The sequence below is a fragment of the Pseudomonas sp. GW821-FHT09D08 genome (assembly GCF_059416305.1).
In genome coordinates, this window is sequence record NZ_JBWKOX010000017.1 from 88,003 (window position 1) to 102,829 (window position 14,827).

Consider the following 14,827-nt stretch of genomic DNA (forward strand, 5'->3'; position numbering starts at 1 on the left):
ATCGATTTATCGGCAGCAGGGAGAGGACGTTCGCGCTGAAGTCATGGCGTTGCTCGACTGGCTGGAGGTGCAATTGCAGGATGAAGGCTGACAGGGGCGCCGCCGCCCCTGTCATATGCCGCTATGGCTTGCGCGTCACCCGCCACACGGTATTGGCCAGGTCGTCGGCGATGATCAGCGCGCCTTTCGGGTCCACCGTCACCCCCACCGGGCGCCCACGGGTCTTGCCGTCGTCACCGCGAAAGCCGGTGGCGAAATCAATTGGCTCACCCGATGGCTTGCCATTGCTGAACGGCACGAAGATCACCTTGTAGCCCACCGGGTTGTCGCGGTTCCAGCTGCCGTGCTCGCCGACGAATACGCCGTCGGCAAATTGCTCGCCCATGGCCGGGATGGAAAAGTCCACGCCGAGTGCGGCCACGTGGGAGCCCAGGCTGTAGTCGGGCTTGATCGCGGCGGCGACTTTGGCCGGGTTCTGCGGTTGCGCGCGCGGGTCGACGTTCTGGCCCCAATAGCTGTAGGGCCAGCCGTAGAACGCGCCTTCTTTCACCGAGGTCAGGTAGTCGGGCACCAGGTCGGGGCCGAGTTCGTCGCGCTCGTTGACCACCGTCCACAGTTGCCCGGAGTCGGGTTGGATGGTCAGCGCCGTCGGGTTGCGCAGGCCGGTGGCGTATGGTTTGTGCGCGCCGGTCGCTGCATCGATCTGCCAGACCATGGCGCGGTCGATTTCCACTTCCATGCCACGTTCGGTCACGTTGCTGTTGGAGCCGATCCCCACATACAACTGGCGTCCATCGGCACTCACCGCCAGGGACTTGGTCCAGTGATGGTTGATCTGCGCCGGCAGGTCGGTGACTTTCACCGGTGCGCCGCTGGCCTTGGTCTGGCCATCGGTGTAGTCGAAGCGCACCAGCGCATCCTGGTTGGCCACGTAGAGCTTGCCATCGGCAAACGCCAGGCCGTAGGGCGCGTTGAGGTTGTCGGCGAACACCGTCTTCAACTCATAGGTGCCGTCACCGTCGGCATCGCGCAGCAGCGTCAGGCGGTTGCCGCCCTTGACCTTGGTATTGCCCTGGGCCTTGATCACGCTGGCGATCACATCCTTGGGCTTGAGCTTGGCCGCACTGCCGCCTCGGCCTTCGGCGATGAGGATGTCGCCGTTGGGCAGCACCAGGGTCTGGCGCGGGATGGCCAGGTCGGTGGCGATGGCCGTGACGCTGTAGCCGTCGGGCACCTTGGGTTTCTGATCGCCCCAGGGGGTGGGCTCGGCGATCTTCATGCTCGGCAACAGGCTGCTTTGTTGCTCCGGCAACGTGGGGTCGGGGCCACGGGCCTGGGTCTTGTCACCTTCGCCGCCGCAGGCGCTCAGCAACAGCGCGGCGCTCAATACGCTCAGTGTGTGGGGCGTTTTCATTTGGCACCTCCCGAGCGCAGGCCGGTCCAGGTGGCCGCCAGTGTCAGCAGCAAGACGACGGCCGACATGATCAGCCCGGCAGGCATTGAGGCGTAGGCATCCTTGGCATGTTGAAAGGCATTGACCAGCCCTAATACCCAGGTGGCTAACAGCAGCAGGACATACCGCGTGGGTTGCCCCGCCTTGCGCTCGGCGCGAAGCAGGTTGACCAGCGCAAACAGGAACGCGAACCCACAGAACACCAGAGCACCGGCAATCAACCAGGACGCAAAGTTGGCCCATTGAATCTGGTAGGTCTGGGTGTAGGCAATGTCGCTGAGCAAGGCCCCGAGAAACAGCGGCACGGTGCCGGCCAGCAAGGTCGCATGCAGCGGCCCCGGCATGTATCGGTAGGCGGGAAGGGTTGTCATGGTAAGGCGGCTCCTTGTTGTACAACGCCCCTGGTCGGGGCTGCGCATAGGAAATGAACGCCTTACCTGTCAGATAGTTCAGCATAATTCGTGTCGAAATATTAAGAACCAGCCGGAAAGCTGGCATGCTCAAGGCTTCACATAAGGAGCCGTACCCATGCCAACCCTGCACCTGCTGTGCGGCAAGATCGCCTCGGGCAAGTCGACACTGGCCAAGACCCTGGTGGCCGAGCACGCCGCCATCCTGCTCAGCGAAGACACCTGGCTCGCCCAGTTGTACCCCGGTGAAATCCTCTCGATCGCCGACTACCTGCGCTGTGCCCAGCGTATTCGCGGGGTGTTGGGCCCGCTGGTGATCAACCTGCTTGAATCCGGCGTCAACGTGGTGCTGGATTTTCCCGCCAATACCCTGGCCAATCGCGAATGGCTGCTGGGGTTGGCGCAGGCCGCTAAGGTGCCGCACCGCCTGCATTACCTCGAGCTGGATGACGCCACCTGCCGCGCAAGGCTGCATGCGCGCAATGCCCGGGGCGATCATGATTTCGCGGCGACGGATGCCGAGTTCGACCTGATCACCCGGCATTTCTGCGTGCCGAGCGAGGCGGAAGGGCTGGTGATCGAGGTGCATCGCCCATGAGTACGCCTTCTGCGGGCATCGACGCGGACGGTTTTATCCTCACCGTCCCCGACACCCCCGTGCAGCTTGAATACCAGCCGTTGCTGGCGGACGTCTGCGCGTCGCTCTCGAGGGACGACCTGGGCCTGGACGGCCTCTATCTCTATGGCAGTGTCGCAAGGGGCGATGCCACTCCCGGCGTTTCCGACCTCGACCTCACCCTGGTGCTGCGCGAGCCGGCAACCGCGGAGCTATTGGCCCGGCTGGAGGCAGTCCGGCGTGCGCTGGAGCAGCGGCACCCCCTTGTCACCAAGGTGGATTTCGATATCGGCCACCGCGCGCAAGTACTGGCGGCGGAAAACCGCAACAGGTGGGGCTTCTGGCTCAAACACCAGTGCCGCTGCCTGTGGGGCAATGATCTGTCAGTGCATTTCGAACGGTTTCGGCCATCCCGTGACATCGCGCTGGCGGTAAATGGTGATTTTCACGCCGTATTGAGCACGTACCTCACGCGCATCGCGTGCGCCGACACCGAGACGCAGCGACTTCGCTTGCAGCGCGAGGCTTCACGCAAGCTGATCAGGTCCACCCATGTATTGCGTTCGGAAGATGCGTCGACATGGCCCCGCACCCTCGAAGAGCATGTGGCGATGTTCGTCCGGGGGTATCCGCAGCGGGTCACTCACCTTGCGTTCTTTCTCTTTGAGGCCAGGAACCCTGGCGCCACGATGGAAAACTTCACCGCGCGGCTTCGGGCTTTTCTGGATTGGATGGATTCACCCACCGTCCTTCCTACGTACGTAGCGGATTAAAAATGTGGGGCTGTGCTTGCGCCATATGGCTTATCCAAAGATGATAGGTTTATTAGCGTTAAACCTGACCTTTCATACGTCAAGCCTATGGAATCCCCATGATCAACTTCCGCCTTATTCGCCACCTCTGGCTGTTCCTCGCCGTGGCCGAAGAACAGAACTTCGGCCGTGCCGCCAAGCGCCTGGGCATGTCGCAGCCGCCGTTGAGCGAGCAGATCCAGGTGCTGGAGCAGGCACTCAAGGTCACGTTGTTCGAGCGTTCGCGGCGGGGCGCCAAGTTGACGCCGGTGGGTGCGGCGATCCTCCCGGCGGTGCGCAAGTTCGCCGAACAGTTGGAGCGCCTGGAGCTGGCGGTGGAGGAGGCGGTGGCGGGGCAGTCGGGCATGCTCACCATTGGCGCGATTTCCACGGCGATGTTTGATGTGTTGCCTGGCTTGATCGACCTGCTCAAGCAGCGATACCCCCAGCTCACCGTATCGGTGCGCGAGATCGACAGCGTGGAGGCGGTACCGGCGCTGGAGGCGGGGGATATCGACCTGGCGTTTGCGCGATTGGACGGCGACCTCGGCCCGGCGATCCAGTCCTTGCCGTTGCGCGAGGACCGCCTGATGGTGGCGCTGCCCAGCGATCACCCGCTGGCGTCGCGCACGCGCATCAGCCTGGCGAGCCTGGCCAGCGAGCCTTTGGTGATGTTTTCGCGCAAGGTCAGCCCGGTGTATTTCGACAACCTGATCGCCACCTGCCGCGCCAGCGGGTTCTCGCCGCGGGTGCTGCATGAGGTGCGCTCGGTGGCCTCGCAGATTGCCTTTGTCAGCTGCGGCCAGGGGATTGCGCTGGTGCCGGCTTCGTTGAAAAAACTCGCGCCGGATAACGTGGTGCTGCGGGCCTTGACCCAGAAACTCAACGTCGTGACGACGGCGGTCGCCTGGAACTCGCAAAGGCCAAACCCGCTAGTCACAGAACTGGTCGCACAATTCCAGGCTCATACGATTGGCGTATGAAAACGTTCTGCAATCGGTCATTTACACGCGTAGGGAAACCCTTGAAATTGGCCGCCTTTGTGTTCAAGGAGCCCTCGCCATGTCGTTCACTCACACCCGTCTGCCGCTGACGGTAGATGGCGTATCGCTGGATATCGCCGCCCTGTATCGCTCCGGTGAGCACGCGCCGATCCTGTTCCTGCACGGCTTTGGCTCCACCAAGGAAGACTACGCCGATATCGTCCTGCACCCGGCTTTCGACGGGCATCCCTTTGTTGCGTATGACGCGCCCGGCTGTGGCGAAAGTGAATGCGCCGACCTGGGGGCAATCAGCATCCCGTTCCTGCTCGAAACCGCCTTGCAGGTGCTGGAGCACTTCCAGATCGAACGTTTCCACCTGGTCGGCCACTCCATGGGCGGGTTGACGGCCTTGCTGCTGGCGCACCGTTTCCCTGGCCGTGTCCTGAGCTTCACCGATATCGAAGGCAATATCGCTGCGGAAGACTGCTTTCTCAGCCGCCAGATTGTCGACTACCCGGCGCAGGATCCCGAAGCGTTTTTCAGTGCCTTCATCGAACGCACCCGCCAGGCGCCGGCGTATGCCAGCGCCCTGTATTCAGCGAGCCTGCGCCACAAGGTCCGCGCCGGTGCGGTGCGCGGGATATTCCAGTCGATGGTGACGCTTTCCGATAACGCCGACCTGATGGACAAGTTCCTCGGCCTGCCATGCCCGAAGCTGTTCATGTACGGCGAGCAGAACGCCGGGCTGTCCTACCTGCCGCACATCCAGGCCAACGGCGTGCGCCTGGCGCCCATTGCCGCGTGCGGGCACTTCCCGATGTATTCCAACCCACGGGCGATGTGGCAACAGATCGCGGCATTCATCAGGACTTGAAGCGCCCCACCAGGCCATTCAACTCATCCGACAGATTCGACAGGCGCCCCGAGTCGTCCTGCGCCGAGTTGGCCAGGCTTTCCACCAGCCGCGCCTCGTCGTAGATCTGCTGGATATGCCGGTTGATCTCTTCGGCCACGCTGTGTTGCTCCTCGGCGGCGGCGGAGATTTGCAGGTTCTGGTCACGGATCTCGTTGACTGACAACTGGATGCCTTCAAAGCTGTCCCGTGCGCTTTCGATGGACGACACACTGGCCCGTGACAGGTCCAGGCAACTGCCCATTTTTTGCGTGACTTCCTGGGTCTTGTTTTCCAGGGTGCCGAGCAGCTGCTCGATCTCGCCGGTGGAGTCGGAGGTGCGCTTGGCCAACGCGCGCACCTCGTCGGCGACCACGGCAAAACCACGGCCCTGGTCACCGGCACGGGCGGCCTCGATGGCGGCGTTGAGGGCCAGCAGGTTGGTCTGTTCGGCAATCGCACGGATGGTGCCGATGATCTGGTTGATGCTGCGGCTGCCGGCTTCGAGTTCGACCATGGCGTCGGACGACTCGGTCAATCGGCGGCCCAGGCGGTTGACGTTATCGGTGGTGACTTCGATCTGTTGCTTGCCCTCGGCCACGCGGCGATGGCCGTTCTCCGCCGACTCTGCCGCACTGCTGCAGGACCGCGCGACTTCGTTGGCGGTGGCGACCATTTCGTTGAACGCGGTGGACACCAGTTCCACCGCCTCGCGCTGGCGCCCGGCGGCTTCGTTCATGTTGTGCGCCACTTCGCTGTTGACCTTGGAGGCGTTGTGCAAATTGGCCGAGGCGGCACCGATGTGCTGGATCAATTGGCGAATCGCGGCAAGGAACTTGTTGAACCAGCCGGCGAGTTCAGCGGTTTCATCCTTGCCCTGCACCTGCAGTGCGTGACGCAGGTCGCCTTCGCCCTCTGCGATCGACTGCAAGCCGCTGCTGACCTGGCCGATGGGCTTGACGATCACCTTGGAAAACGCCGCCGCAAGCACGCCGAAGATCAGCACCAGCACGCCGACGATGACCGCTGTGAGGTAGGTCATGCGCGTGGCTTCGGCCATGACTTCGCGGTGCTCGATCAGGCCGATATAGCGCCAGCCCAGGCCGGGAGAGGTCCACACGTTGGCCATGTAGCGCACGCCGTTGATTTCCACCTCGGTAGAACCCTGGGACGTCTCGGCCAGGTGCGCATAGGCGGCGCCCAGGTCCTTGAGCGGCTTGAAGCTGTGGGCGGCGTCGCGCGGGTCGACCAGCACCACGCCGTCTTCGATCAGCATCACGTAGCCGCTTTCGCCGAGTTTGATGCTCTTGACCAGTTCGGTGAGGTTCTTCAGCGACACGCTGACCACGAACACGCCCTTGGCCTTGCCGGCGTTATCCAGCAACGCCCGGGCAGTGCCCACCAGCGCCACATCGTCTTTGTCGTAGTAGTAAGCCGGCGTGCGCACGGTCTTGCCGGGGCTGGCCATCGCGGCCTTGTACCAGGGGCGCGTGCGTGGGTCGTACTTGGCCAGCTGCGGGTCATCCGGCCATTTGGCGTAGGTACCGTCTTCCAGGCCGATGGACAGGATCGCGGCGGCCGGGTGCGTGGCGCCGAAGCGTGCAAAGCGCTTGATCACATCCTGCGCCGCCGCCGGCATCGGCTGGCTGGCTGCATCGGCAGGCTGGTAATTCTTCAGAGAGTCCACGGCGGTGTATACAGGATCGGTGGCCATTTGATCGACGTTCTGCAGTGTGCCGTCGAAGAACTGGCGGATATTGCCATCGATCTGGCGGATTTCCCGGGTGCTGCCATCGATAAACTGATCCACCGCCTGGGTCCGTGTGTTCATCACGGAGATCACGGCCACCAGGCTTACCGGAATAAACGCCACAGAGACAAATGCAAGCACCAGCTTATTTTTTATTTTCATCGAGACGACCATCAGCGCAGAGGGTGGTCAAATCGTCCGCTCAGGAAAAACAGCGCGGCGATTTGCTATCACCGCTGTTTCGGCCCGGTGCCGGTAAATCTTTAGGGTTTTTTGTACACAATACAAAGTGCTTATTGTTCTGTATCCAATCAGTAGACATCACGCAGGTAACGCTTCTGTTCGCTCAACTGGCGCCAGTACTCCACTGCGCCCTCAACGCCAAGCCCGCCGTGGGTTTGCGCGACCTGGCGCAACGCCTGGTCGACGTCCTTGGCCATATGGCTGGCGTCCCCGCAGATATACAGCCTGGCGCCGTCCTGCAACCAGCGCCACAGCTCGGCCCCCTGTTCGTGGATGCGGTCCTGTACGTAGATCTTTTGCGCCTGGTCGCGGGAGAACGCCAGGCTCAGGTGGGTGAGCAGGCCGTCGCGCTGCATGCCTTGCAGTTCATCCTGGTAATAGAAGTCGCTGGCCGCGTGCTGCTCGCCAAAGAACAGCCAGTTGCGGCCCTGGTGCCCCTGGGCCCGACGTTCCTGCAAAAACGCGCGGAACGGCGCCACACCGGTGCCGGGGCCGATCATGATCATCGGCACGTCGCCGTCGGCCGGTGTGCGGAAGTGTTTGGACGGCTGCACGAACAACGGCACCTCGCTGTCTGCGGCGCGGTCGGCGAGGAAGGTCGAGGACACGCCCTTGCGCTTGCCATAACGCACGGCGGCCACGGTGAGGTGCACTTCCTGTGGGTAGGCCTTGGCGCTGGAGGCGATTGAATACAAACGTGGTTGCAGGCGCTTGAGGGTGCCGAGCAGTTCGTCCGCCGAGCAATCGATGGGGTACGCGTGCAGCACATCCACCAATTGCCGGCCCCACAGCCAAGCCTGCAGTTCGGTCTTGTGCTCGGGGCTCAGCAGGCGCTTAAGGCCTGGGTTGGCACTGCGCTCGGCGATAAAGGCCAGGGTGTCGCTGCTGGGGCGGGCGATTTCGAAACGCTGGGTCAATGCCTGGTGCAGCGGTACATCGCCGAAGGTGTCGATGTTCACGCAGGCACTGGCATCCAGGCGCGTCAGGTCGAGCAGTTCGCTGACCAGTTCCGGGCAGTTGCGCGGCATCACTCCCAGGGCATCACCGGCTTCATAGCTCAGCCCGGAGTCGGTCAGGTCCAGGGCGAACTGGCGGGTTTCCTTGTGGGTGCTCTGCGGGTTCAGGTGCCGGTTGAGCAGCAGCCGTGAGCCATGCAGCTTGGTTTTGCCGGCCGGTGTGGCGGGTGTTACCGGGGCTACGGGCTTTGCCGGGTGGAGGGTCTGTTGGAATCGGGCCAGCCACGCATCGGCGCGCTCTTCGAATTCGGTGTCGCAATCCACGCGCTCCAGCAGGCGGGTCGCGCCCAGCTCCAGCAGGCGCTGGTCAAGGCGTTTGCCGTGCTTGCAGAACTGGTCGTAATTCGGATCGCCCAGGGCCAGTACCGCAAAGCGCAGCGACTCCAGGCGCATCTCGGCGGTGCTGAGGCTGTGCCAGAAGCCTTCGCCATTGTCCGGCGGGTCGCCGTCGCCGAAGGTACTGCTGATCAGCGCCAGGTTTTGCGTGTTCGCCAGTTTGCTGGCCGGGAAATCCGCCATCGCGCTGAGCTCGACGCTGATACCGGCGTCGCGCAGGCGCTTGGCGAATCGCTCGGCGAGGGCTTCGGCGTTGCCGGTCTGGGAGGCCCATAACAGGGTGACGGCCGGGGAGGGCGTTGCGGCGACGGCGCTGGCTTCTGCGCGGCTGAACAATCCGCCGAGCAAACCGTCCAGCCACAGTCGGGAATCCTTGGTCAGCGGCGCATGGGTTGGCATCACCGGCACACCGGCTGCCAGGCGCCCGGCGTCGGAGCGCAGACCGCTGAGGAAACCTGCCAGGTAAGTACGCTCGCTGTCGCTCAGTGGCGGCGCTGGCACGTTACGGAGGCCGGCAATATCGGCGAAGGCGTCGAGGCGCGACAGGGTGAGGTCCTCTGCTAAGGGGGGCAGGTCTTGCGAGACCGGCCCATCGAGAAACTGGTGATCGATCAACTCGACCCGGGCCAGGGCGACGGCACAGAACTTGAACTCGGGTTGCAGGGAAATCGGATCGACCGCGTCGTTGGTCACCGCGTTGATCGCCAGGTTTTCGCCAAATACATCGTTCCAGTGGAAAGGCGCAAAACAGTTGCCCGGCCGCACGCGGTCGGTGACCACCGCAGGCAGTACGGCACGCCCGCGCTGGGAGCGCACCTCCACGCGGTCCTTGTCCTGGATGCCCAGGCTGGCGGCGTCTTCGGGGTGCAGTTCGACGAAGGGGCCGGGGTTGAGTTTGTTCAGGGTGGCGACCTTGCCGGTCTTGGTCAGGGTATGCCACTGGTGCTGCAAACGCCCGGTGTTGAGCACGAAAGGGAAGGCCTCATCCGGCATCTCCGCCGGCGGCATATGTGGGCGCGCCAGGAACTGGCCCTTGCCGTTGTCGGTGGCGAATCTGAGCGTGCCTGTATTCAGGTAGCGGATCGGGTTGCGGTCCGCGCCGGCGTCTGAAGCGCAGGGCCATTGCAGCGGTTGCGCGCGCAGCCGTTGATGGCTGGCGCCGCGAATGTCATAGCCGGTCTTGGGGTTCCAGGCGCGCTTGATCTCGTCGAAGACCTCGGCGGCGCTGGCATAGGTGAAGGCTTCGACAAAGCCCATCTCGCAAGCGACCCTGGCGATGATCTGCCAGTCGGGCAAGGTCTGGCCCGGTGGTTCGACGGCTTTTTGCATCAGGGTCAGGTTGCGCTCGGAGTTGATCATCACCCCTTCGGCCTCGGCCCACAGCGCGCCGGGCAGCAGGATGTCGGCGTAGCGGTTGGTCTCGGTGTCGAGGAAGGCGTCCTGGGTGATCACCAGTTCGGCGGCTTGCAGGCCTTCGATGACCTTGCGGCGATTGGGCGCGCTGGCCACCGGGTTGGTGCAGATGATCCAGCAGGCCTTGATCTGCCCGGCGCTCATCTGTTCGAACAGCGCCACGGTGCCGCCGCCGACCCGGCGCGGCAGGCTGCCTGGGGGGATCTGCCAGAGATCTTCGATAAATGCGCGGTCGGCTTCCACCAGCACCGAGCGCTGCCCCGGCAGGCCCGGGCCCATGTAGCCCATCTCACGGCCGCCCATGGCGTTGGGTTGGCCGGTGAGGGAAAACGGCCCGCTGCCGGGGCGGCAGATGGCGCCGGTGGCCAGGTGCAGGTTGCACAGGGCGTTGGTGTTCCAGGTGCCGTGGGTGCTTTGGTTGAGGCCCATGGTCCAGCAGCTCATCCACTCGGCAGCGGCGCCTATCCAGTCGGCGGCCTGGCGGATATCCGCTTCGGCCAGGCCGGTGATCTCGGCGACCGTGTGCGGCGGGTAGTCCTCGAGAAAGCCGGGCATGGCCTCCCAGCCCTCGGTGAACGCGGCAATGAACGCGGGGTCGGTGTGGCCGTTCTTGACCAGCAGGTGCAACAGGCCATTGAGCAGGGCGAGGTCGGTGCCGGGTTTGATCGGCAGGTACAGGCCGGCCTTGTCCGCCGTGGCACTGCGCCGTGGGTCGACCACGATCATCTTCGCCCCGGCCTTGACCCGGTCCATCATGCGCAGGAACAGGATCGGGTGACAGTCGGCCATATTGGCGCCGATCACGAAGAACAGATCGGCGCGGTCGAAGTCTTCATAGGAGCCCGGCGGCCCGTCGGAGCCCAGGGACAGCTTGTAGCCGCTGCCGGCGCTGGCCATGCACAGCCGCGAGTTGGACTCGACGTTGTTGGTGCGCACAAAGCCCTTGGCCAGTTTATTGATCAGGTACTGGGCCTCCAGGGACATTTGCCCGGACACATAAAAGGACAGGGCATCCGGCCCGTGGCTGTCAAGGATGCCGCGCAGGCGCCCGGCGGTTTCGCTGATGGCGGTGTCCATGGCGATGCGCACCGGGTCGTGGTCACGCTTCTCGCGCAGGTAGGCGTTCTCCATCCGCCCGGACTCGGCGATGGCCTGCCCGCAGGTGGTGCCTTTGGTGCACAGGCGGCCGAAGTTGGTGGGGTGGGCCTTGTCACCGATGACCTTGACCACCTTATTGTGCTCGACCTGCATGATGATGCCGCAGCCCACACCACAATAGGGACACACACTGCGTACGCTTTGGTTTGCCATCCGTCACCCTCGAAACTTTTTCTGCCCGCCAACAAAAAAGCGCCCTGCAACCCTCCGTTGGAAACGGGGATTGCACGGCGCCTTTGTCGTGAATGGGCAATCAGCGTTGACTGCTCTGTGTGTGTTCCTAGCAAGTCACGCGCCAATTTCTTAAGCACGGGCAAATTGTGGCAAGCCAGCTTGTTGTGGTGAGCGGGATTACTGTGGTGAGCGGGCTTGCCCCGCGCTGGGTGGCGAAGCCGCCCCATCACTGCCGCTGCTTACTTCCTGTAAGGACTGAGGTGCCTGGGTTTAGGGCTGCTGCGCAGCCCAGCGCGGGGCAAGCCCGCTCACCACAGCAAGCCCGCTCACCACAATAAGCCCGCTCTTCCGTGACCCTTTGATTTTTATCCGGGAATGCACTTTTTTGTCGCGGGATGCACCAGTTGGAGGCGCTGAAGTGTGCATTCAGATTCGATGAGTACCGCTAGAAGGTGTCGCAGTAAGGCTCGCGACCAATTGGCACAGACCCTGCAAGCTCCCCCTCAACCCATCTCGGTCAACGACGATCGACAACAGGGGTATAAAGCGGTAGATCCGGCGCAGTCGCCGATCCGATCCCGCATAAGAACAGGCAAAGGCGCCTGGAACCGCAAGGTTTCAGGCGTTTTTTTTTGCTTTTTAAACCGTGATGAACGTTGTCGGGTGCTTGCTATGAACAAACAGATGAAAACCCTGATCGTCGTCGGCAATGGCATGGTCGGCCACCATTGCGTGGAGCAATTGATCGAACGCGGCGCGCTGGATCACTACCGGTTGCACGTGTTCAGCGAAGAGCCGATGCGTGCCTATGACCGCGTGCATCTTTCCGAGTATTTCACCGGCCGCGATGCCGAGTCCCTGGCGTTGTCCGACGCCGCTTTGTACCAGACACCGGGTGTGACCCTGCACCTGGGTGTACCGGTGCTGGAGATCGACCGCGAACGCTGTGAAGTGATCACCGCCCAGGGCTGCGTGGGCTACGACAAGCTGGTGCTGGCCACCGGTTCCTATCCGTTCGTGCCGCCGATCGAGGGCGCCGAAGGCGACTCGCGCCTGGTGTATCGCACCCTCGAAGACCTCGACGCCATTCGCACCGCTGCCGCCAATGCCCGCCGTGGTGTGGTGGTGGGCGGTGGCCTGCTCGGCCTGGAAGCCGCCAACGCCCTGAAAAGCCTGGGCCTGGAAGCCCATGTGGTGGAGTTCGCGCCGCGCTTGATGCCGGTGCAGCTGGATGATTTTGGCGGCCTGGCCCTCAAGGCCCAGATCGAGCGGCTGGGCGTCGGTGTGCATCTGTCCCGCGCCACCCAGTCGATCAGCGCCGGCGAGCAGTACCGCTATCGCATGAACTTTGCCAATGACGAATTCCTTGAGACTGACCTGATTGTGTTCTCCGCCGGGATCCGCGCCCAGGATGCACTGGCCCGCCAGGCCGGCCTGGACATTGGCCCGCGCGGCGGCGTGGTGATCAACGATGAGTGCTTGAGCTGCGATCCCCACATCTACGCAATTGGCGAATGCGCTTCCTGGAACGGCAGCCTGTTCGGCCTGGTTGCGCCGGGTTACCAGATGGCCCGTGGCGTCGCCGCGCTGTTATGCGAGCACAGCGCCGAGCCCTTTGTCGGCGCCGACATGTCCACCAAGCTCAAGTTGCTGGGCGTGGACGTGGGCTCCATCGGCGACGCCCACGCCCATACACCGGGTGCGCGCAGCTACCAGTTCATCGACGAGGCGACTGCCAGCTATCGGCGCCTGGTGGTGGATGCGAGCGGCAAACACGTGATCGGCGCGGTGCTGGTCGGCGACAACAGATACTACGACACCTTGCTGCAATACATGCAGAACAGCATCGCGCTGCCGGCCGAACCGGCCAGCCTGATCCTGCCATCGTCCAGCGGCGCACCGACCCTCGGCCCAGGCGCCTTGCCGGACTCGGCCACGGTGTGCTCGTGCCACAACGTCAACAAGGGCGCGATCTGCTCGGCCATCGACGCCGGGTGCAGCGACCTCGGCCTGCTCAAGTCGCAGACCAAGGCCTGCACCGGTTGCGGTGGGTGTGCCGGGTTGCTCAAGCAGGTGTTCGAGCACGAGCTGATTGCCCGTGGCGTCAGCGTCGACAAGAGCCTGTGCGAACACTTCGCCTACACCCGCCAGGAGTTGTATGCCCTGGTGCGCGTGGAAGGGGTGACCACGTTTGAAGAACTGCTGGCCAAGCATGGCCGTGGCCACATCGGCTGTGACGTGTGCAAACCGGCGGTGGGGTCGATCCTGGCCTCGTGCTGGAACCAGCCGATCATGGACGCGTCCCTGGTGCCGTTGCAGGACACCAACGATACCTTCATGGCCAACATGCAAAAGAACGGCACCTACTCGGTGGTGCCGCGTATTCCCGGCGGCGAGATCACTGCCGACAAGCTGATCGTGATTGGCGAAGTGGCGAAGAAATACGACCTCTACACCAAGATCACCGGCGGCCAGCGCATCGACCTGTTTGGCGCGCAACTGCACGAGCTGCCGGACATCTGGGCCGAGCTGATCGCGGCCGGGTTTGAAACCGGCCACGCCTACGGCAAATCCACGCGCACGGTGAAGTCCTGCGTCGGCAGCACCTGGTGCCGCTACGGCGTGCAGGACAGCGTGAAAATGGCGCTGCTGATCGAAGATCGCTACAAGGGCCTGCGCTCGCCGCACAAACTCAAGTTCGCGGTGTCCGGCTGCACCCGTGAATGCGCCGAGGCGCAGAGCAAGGACGTGGGCGTGATCGCCACCGAGAAGGGCTGGAACCTGTACATCGCCGGTAACGGCGGCATGCGCCCACGCCACGCTGAACTGTTCGCCACCGACCTGGATGACGCCACGCTGATCCAGTACATCGACCGCTTTTTGATGTTCTACATCCGCACCGCCGACAAATTGCAACGCACCTCGGTCTGGCGCGAAAGCCTGGAAGGCGGCCTGGATTTCCTCAAGGACGTGATCCTGCACGACAGCCTGGGCCTGGGCGCCGAGCTTGAAGCGCAAATGCAACGGGTGGTCGACCGCTATGAATGCGAGTGGGCCAACGCCCTCAAGGACCCGGAAAAACTCAAGCGCTTCCGCACCTTCGTCAACGACAAACGCCCCGACCCGGACATCCACTTTGTCCAGGAACGCGGCCAGCGTCGGCCGATCATGGCCGCCGAACTCAACCTGATTGCCGTCACCGAGGAGCTTGCCTGATGAGCCAGTCCAACACGCAGCGCAACCTGGCCACCTGGAAAAGCGTGTGCAAAGAGACCGACCTGGTGAGTAATTCCGGCGTCGTGGTGTGGCTCGATGGCGCCCAAGTCGCGCTGTTCTACCTGCCTGGCGCCCAGGACCAGACGCTGTACGCCATCGACAACCACGACCCCGAATCCGGCGCGAATGTGATCGGACGCGGGCTGGTCGGCAGCATCAAGGGCGACCTGGTGGTGGCCGCGCCGATCTACAAGCAGCATTACCGTTTGCACGACGGCCAATGCCTGGAGGCACCGCACCAGCGCTTGCGGGTATGGCCGGTGCGGTTGAACGATGGCGTGGTGGAAATAGGCATGGGCTGACACACCTCGGTCTG

The 14,827-nt window shown here is 63.4% G+C and carries 10 protein-coding genes and 1 pseudogene; 6 read left to right on the forward strand and 5 right to left on the reverse strand.

Going from position 1 to position 14,827, the window contains the following annotated elements; genetic code table 11:
• Positions 1 to 121 precede the first annotated feature (121 nt).
• The gene (locus AC07OP_RS23975) at positions 122 to 1,414 is read right to left on the reverse strand and encodes a PQQ-dependent sugar dehydrogenase (RefSeq protein ID WP_092356946.1); all 1,293 of its coding nucleotides are present in this window, start codon (positions 1,412 to 1,414) and stop codon (positions 122 to 124) included.
• Positions 1,411 to 1,824, reverse strand: a complete 414-nt coding sequence (locus AC07OP_RS23980) for a DUF2231 domain-containing protein (protein ID WP_092356949.1) — start codon at positions 1,822 to 1,824, stop codon at positions 1,411 to 1,413. The genes AC07OP_RS23975 and AC07OP_RS23980 overlap by 4 nt, the downstream gene beginning before the upstream one ends.
• Positions 1,825 to 1,981: 157 nt before the next feature.
• Between AC07OP_RS23980 and AC07OP_RS23985 the strand changes: the two genes are divergently transcribed.
• The 4 genes from AC07OP_RS23985 (at position 1,982) to AC07OP_RS24000 (ending at position 5,127) form a co-directional block, all read left to right on the forward strand.
• Entirely contained in the window at positions 1,982 to 2,461 is a 480-nt protein-coding gene (locus AC07OP_RS23985; protein WP_027608492.1) for a P-loop nucleotide/nucleoside kinase family protein, read from the forward strand.
• A complete protein-coding gene (locus AC07OP_RS23990; RefSeq protein WP_495102732.1) occupies positions 2,458 to 3,252 on the forward strand; it encodes a nucleotidyltransferase domain-containing protein in 795 nt (264 codons plus the stop codon). The genes AC07OP_RS23985 and AC07OP_RS23990 overlap by 4 nt, the downstream gene beginning before the upstream one ends.
• 98 nt (positions 3,253 to 3,350) lie before the next feature.
• The gene (locus AC07OP_RS23995; RefSeq protein ID WP_065942089.1) at positions 3,351 to 4,253 is read left to right on the forward strand and encodes a LysR family transcriptional regulator; all 903 of its coding nucleotides are present in this window, start codon (positions 3,351 to 3,353) and stop codon (positions 4,251 to 4,253) included.
• 79 nt (positions 4,254 to 4,332) lie between these two features.
• Positions 4,333 to 5,127, forward strand: a complete 795-nt coding sequence (locus tag AC07OP_RS24000; protein ID WP_115488356.1) for an alpha/beta fold hydrolase — start codon at positions 4,333 to 4,335, stop codon at positions 5,125 to 5,127.
• Here AC07OP_RS24000 and AC07OP_RS24005 read toward each other — a convergent pair.
• The 3 genes and pseudogenes from AC07OP_RS24005 to AC07OP_RS24015 all read right to left on the reverse strand — a co-directional run bounded on the left by AC07OP_RS24005 (position 5,117) and on the right by AC07OP_RS24015 (position 11,214).
• Complete coding sequence (locus tag AC07OP_RS24005) at positions 5,117 to 5,884, reverse strand: methyl-accepting chemotaxis protein (RefSeq protein WP_408013604.1); 768 nt, start codon at positions 5,882 to 5,884, stop codon at positions 5,117 to 5,119. The two genes, AC07OP_RS24000 and AC07OP_RS24005, sit on opposite strands and share 11 nt — an antisense overlap.
• A gap of 87 nt (positions 5,885 to 5,971) precedes the next feature.
• Positions 5,972 to 7,069 (reverse strand): annotated as a pseudogene (locus tag AC07OP_RS24010) (cache domain-containing protein); the annotation flags it as partial.
• A 137-nt stretch (positions 7,070 to 7,206) separates the two neighbouring features.
• On the reverse strand, positions 7,207 to 11,214 hold the full coding sequence (locus tag AC07OP_RS24015; protein WP_495102734.1) for a bifunctional nitrate reductase/sulfite reductase flavoprotein subunit alpha: 4,008 nt from the start codon (positions 11,212 to 11,214) through the stop codon (positions 7,207 to 7,209).
• A 693-nt stretch (positions 11,215 to 11,907) separates the two neighbouring features.
• On the opposite strand from AC07OP_RS24015, the gene nirB reads away from it, so the two are divergent.
• Together nirB and nirD are read left to right on the forward strand one after the other, a co-directional pair.
• The gene (gene nirB / locus AC07OP_RS24020) at positions 11,908 to 14,451 is read left to right on the forward strand and encodes a nitrite reductase large subunit NirB (RefSeq protein WP_495102735.1); all 2,544 of its coding nucleotides are present in this window, start codon (positions 11,908 to 11,910) and stop codon (positions 14,449 to 14,451) included.
• On the forward strand, positions 14,451 to 14,813 hold the full coding sequence (gene nirD, locus AC07OP_RS24025) for a nitrite reductase small subunit NirD (protein ID WP_495102736.1): 363 nt from the start codon (positions 14,451 to 14,453) through the stop codon (positions 14,811 to 14,813). The genes nirB and nirD overlap by 1 nt, the downstream gene beginning before the upstream one ends.
• Positions 14,814 to 14,827 lie beyond the last annotated feature (14 nt).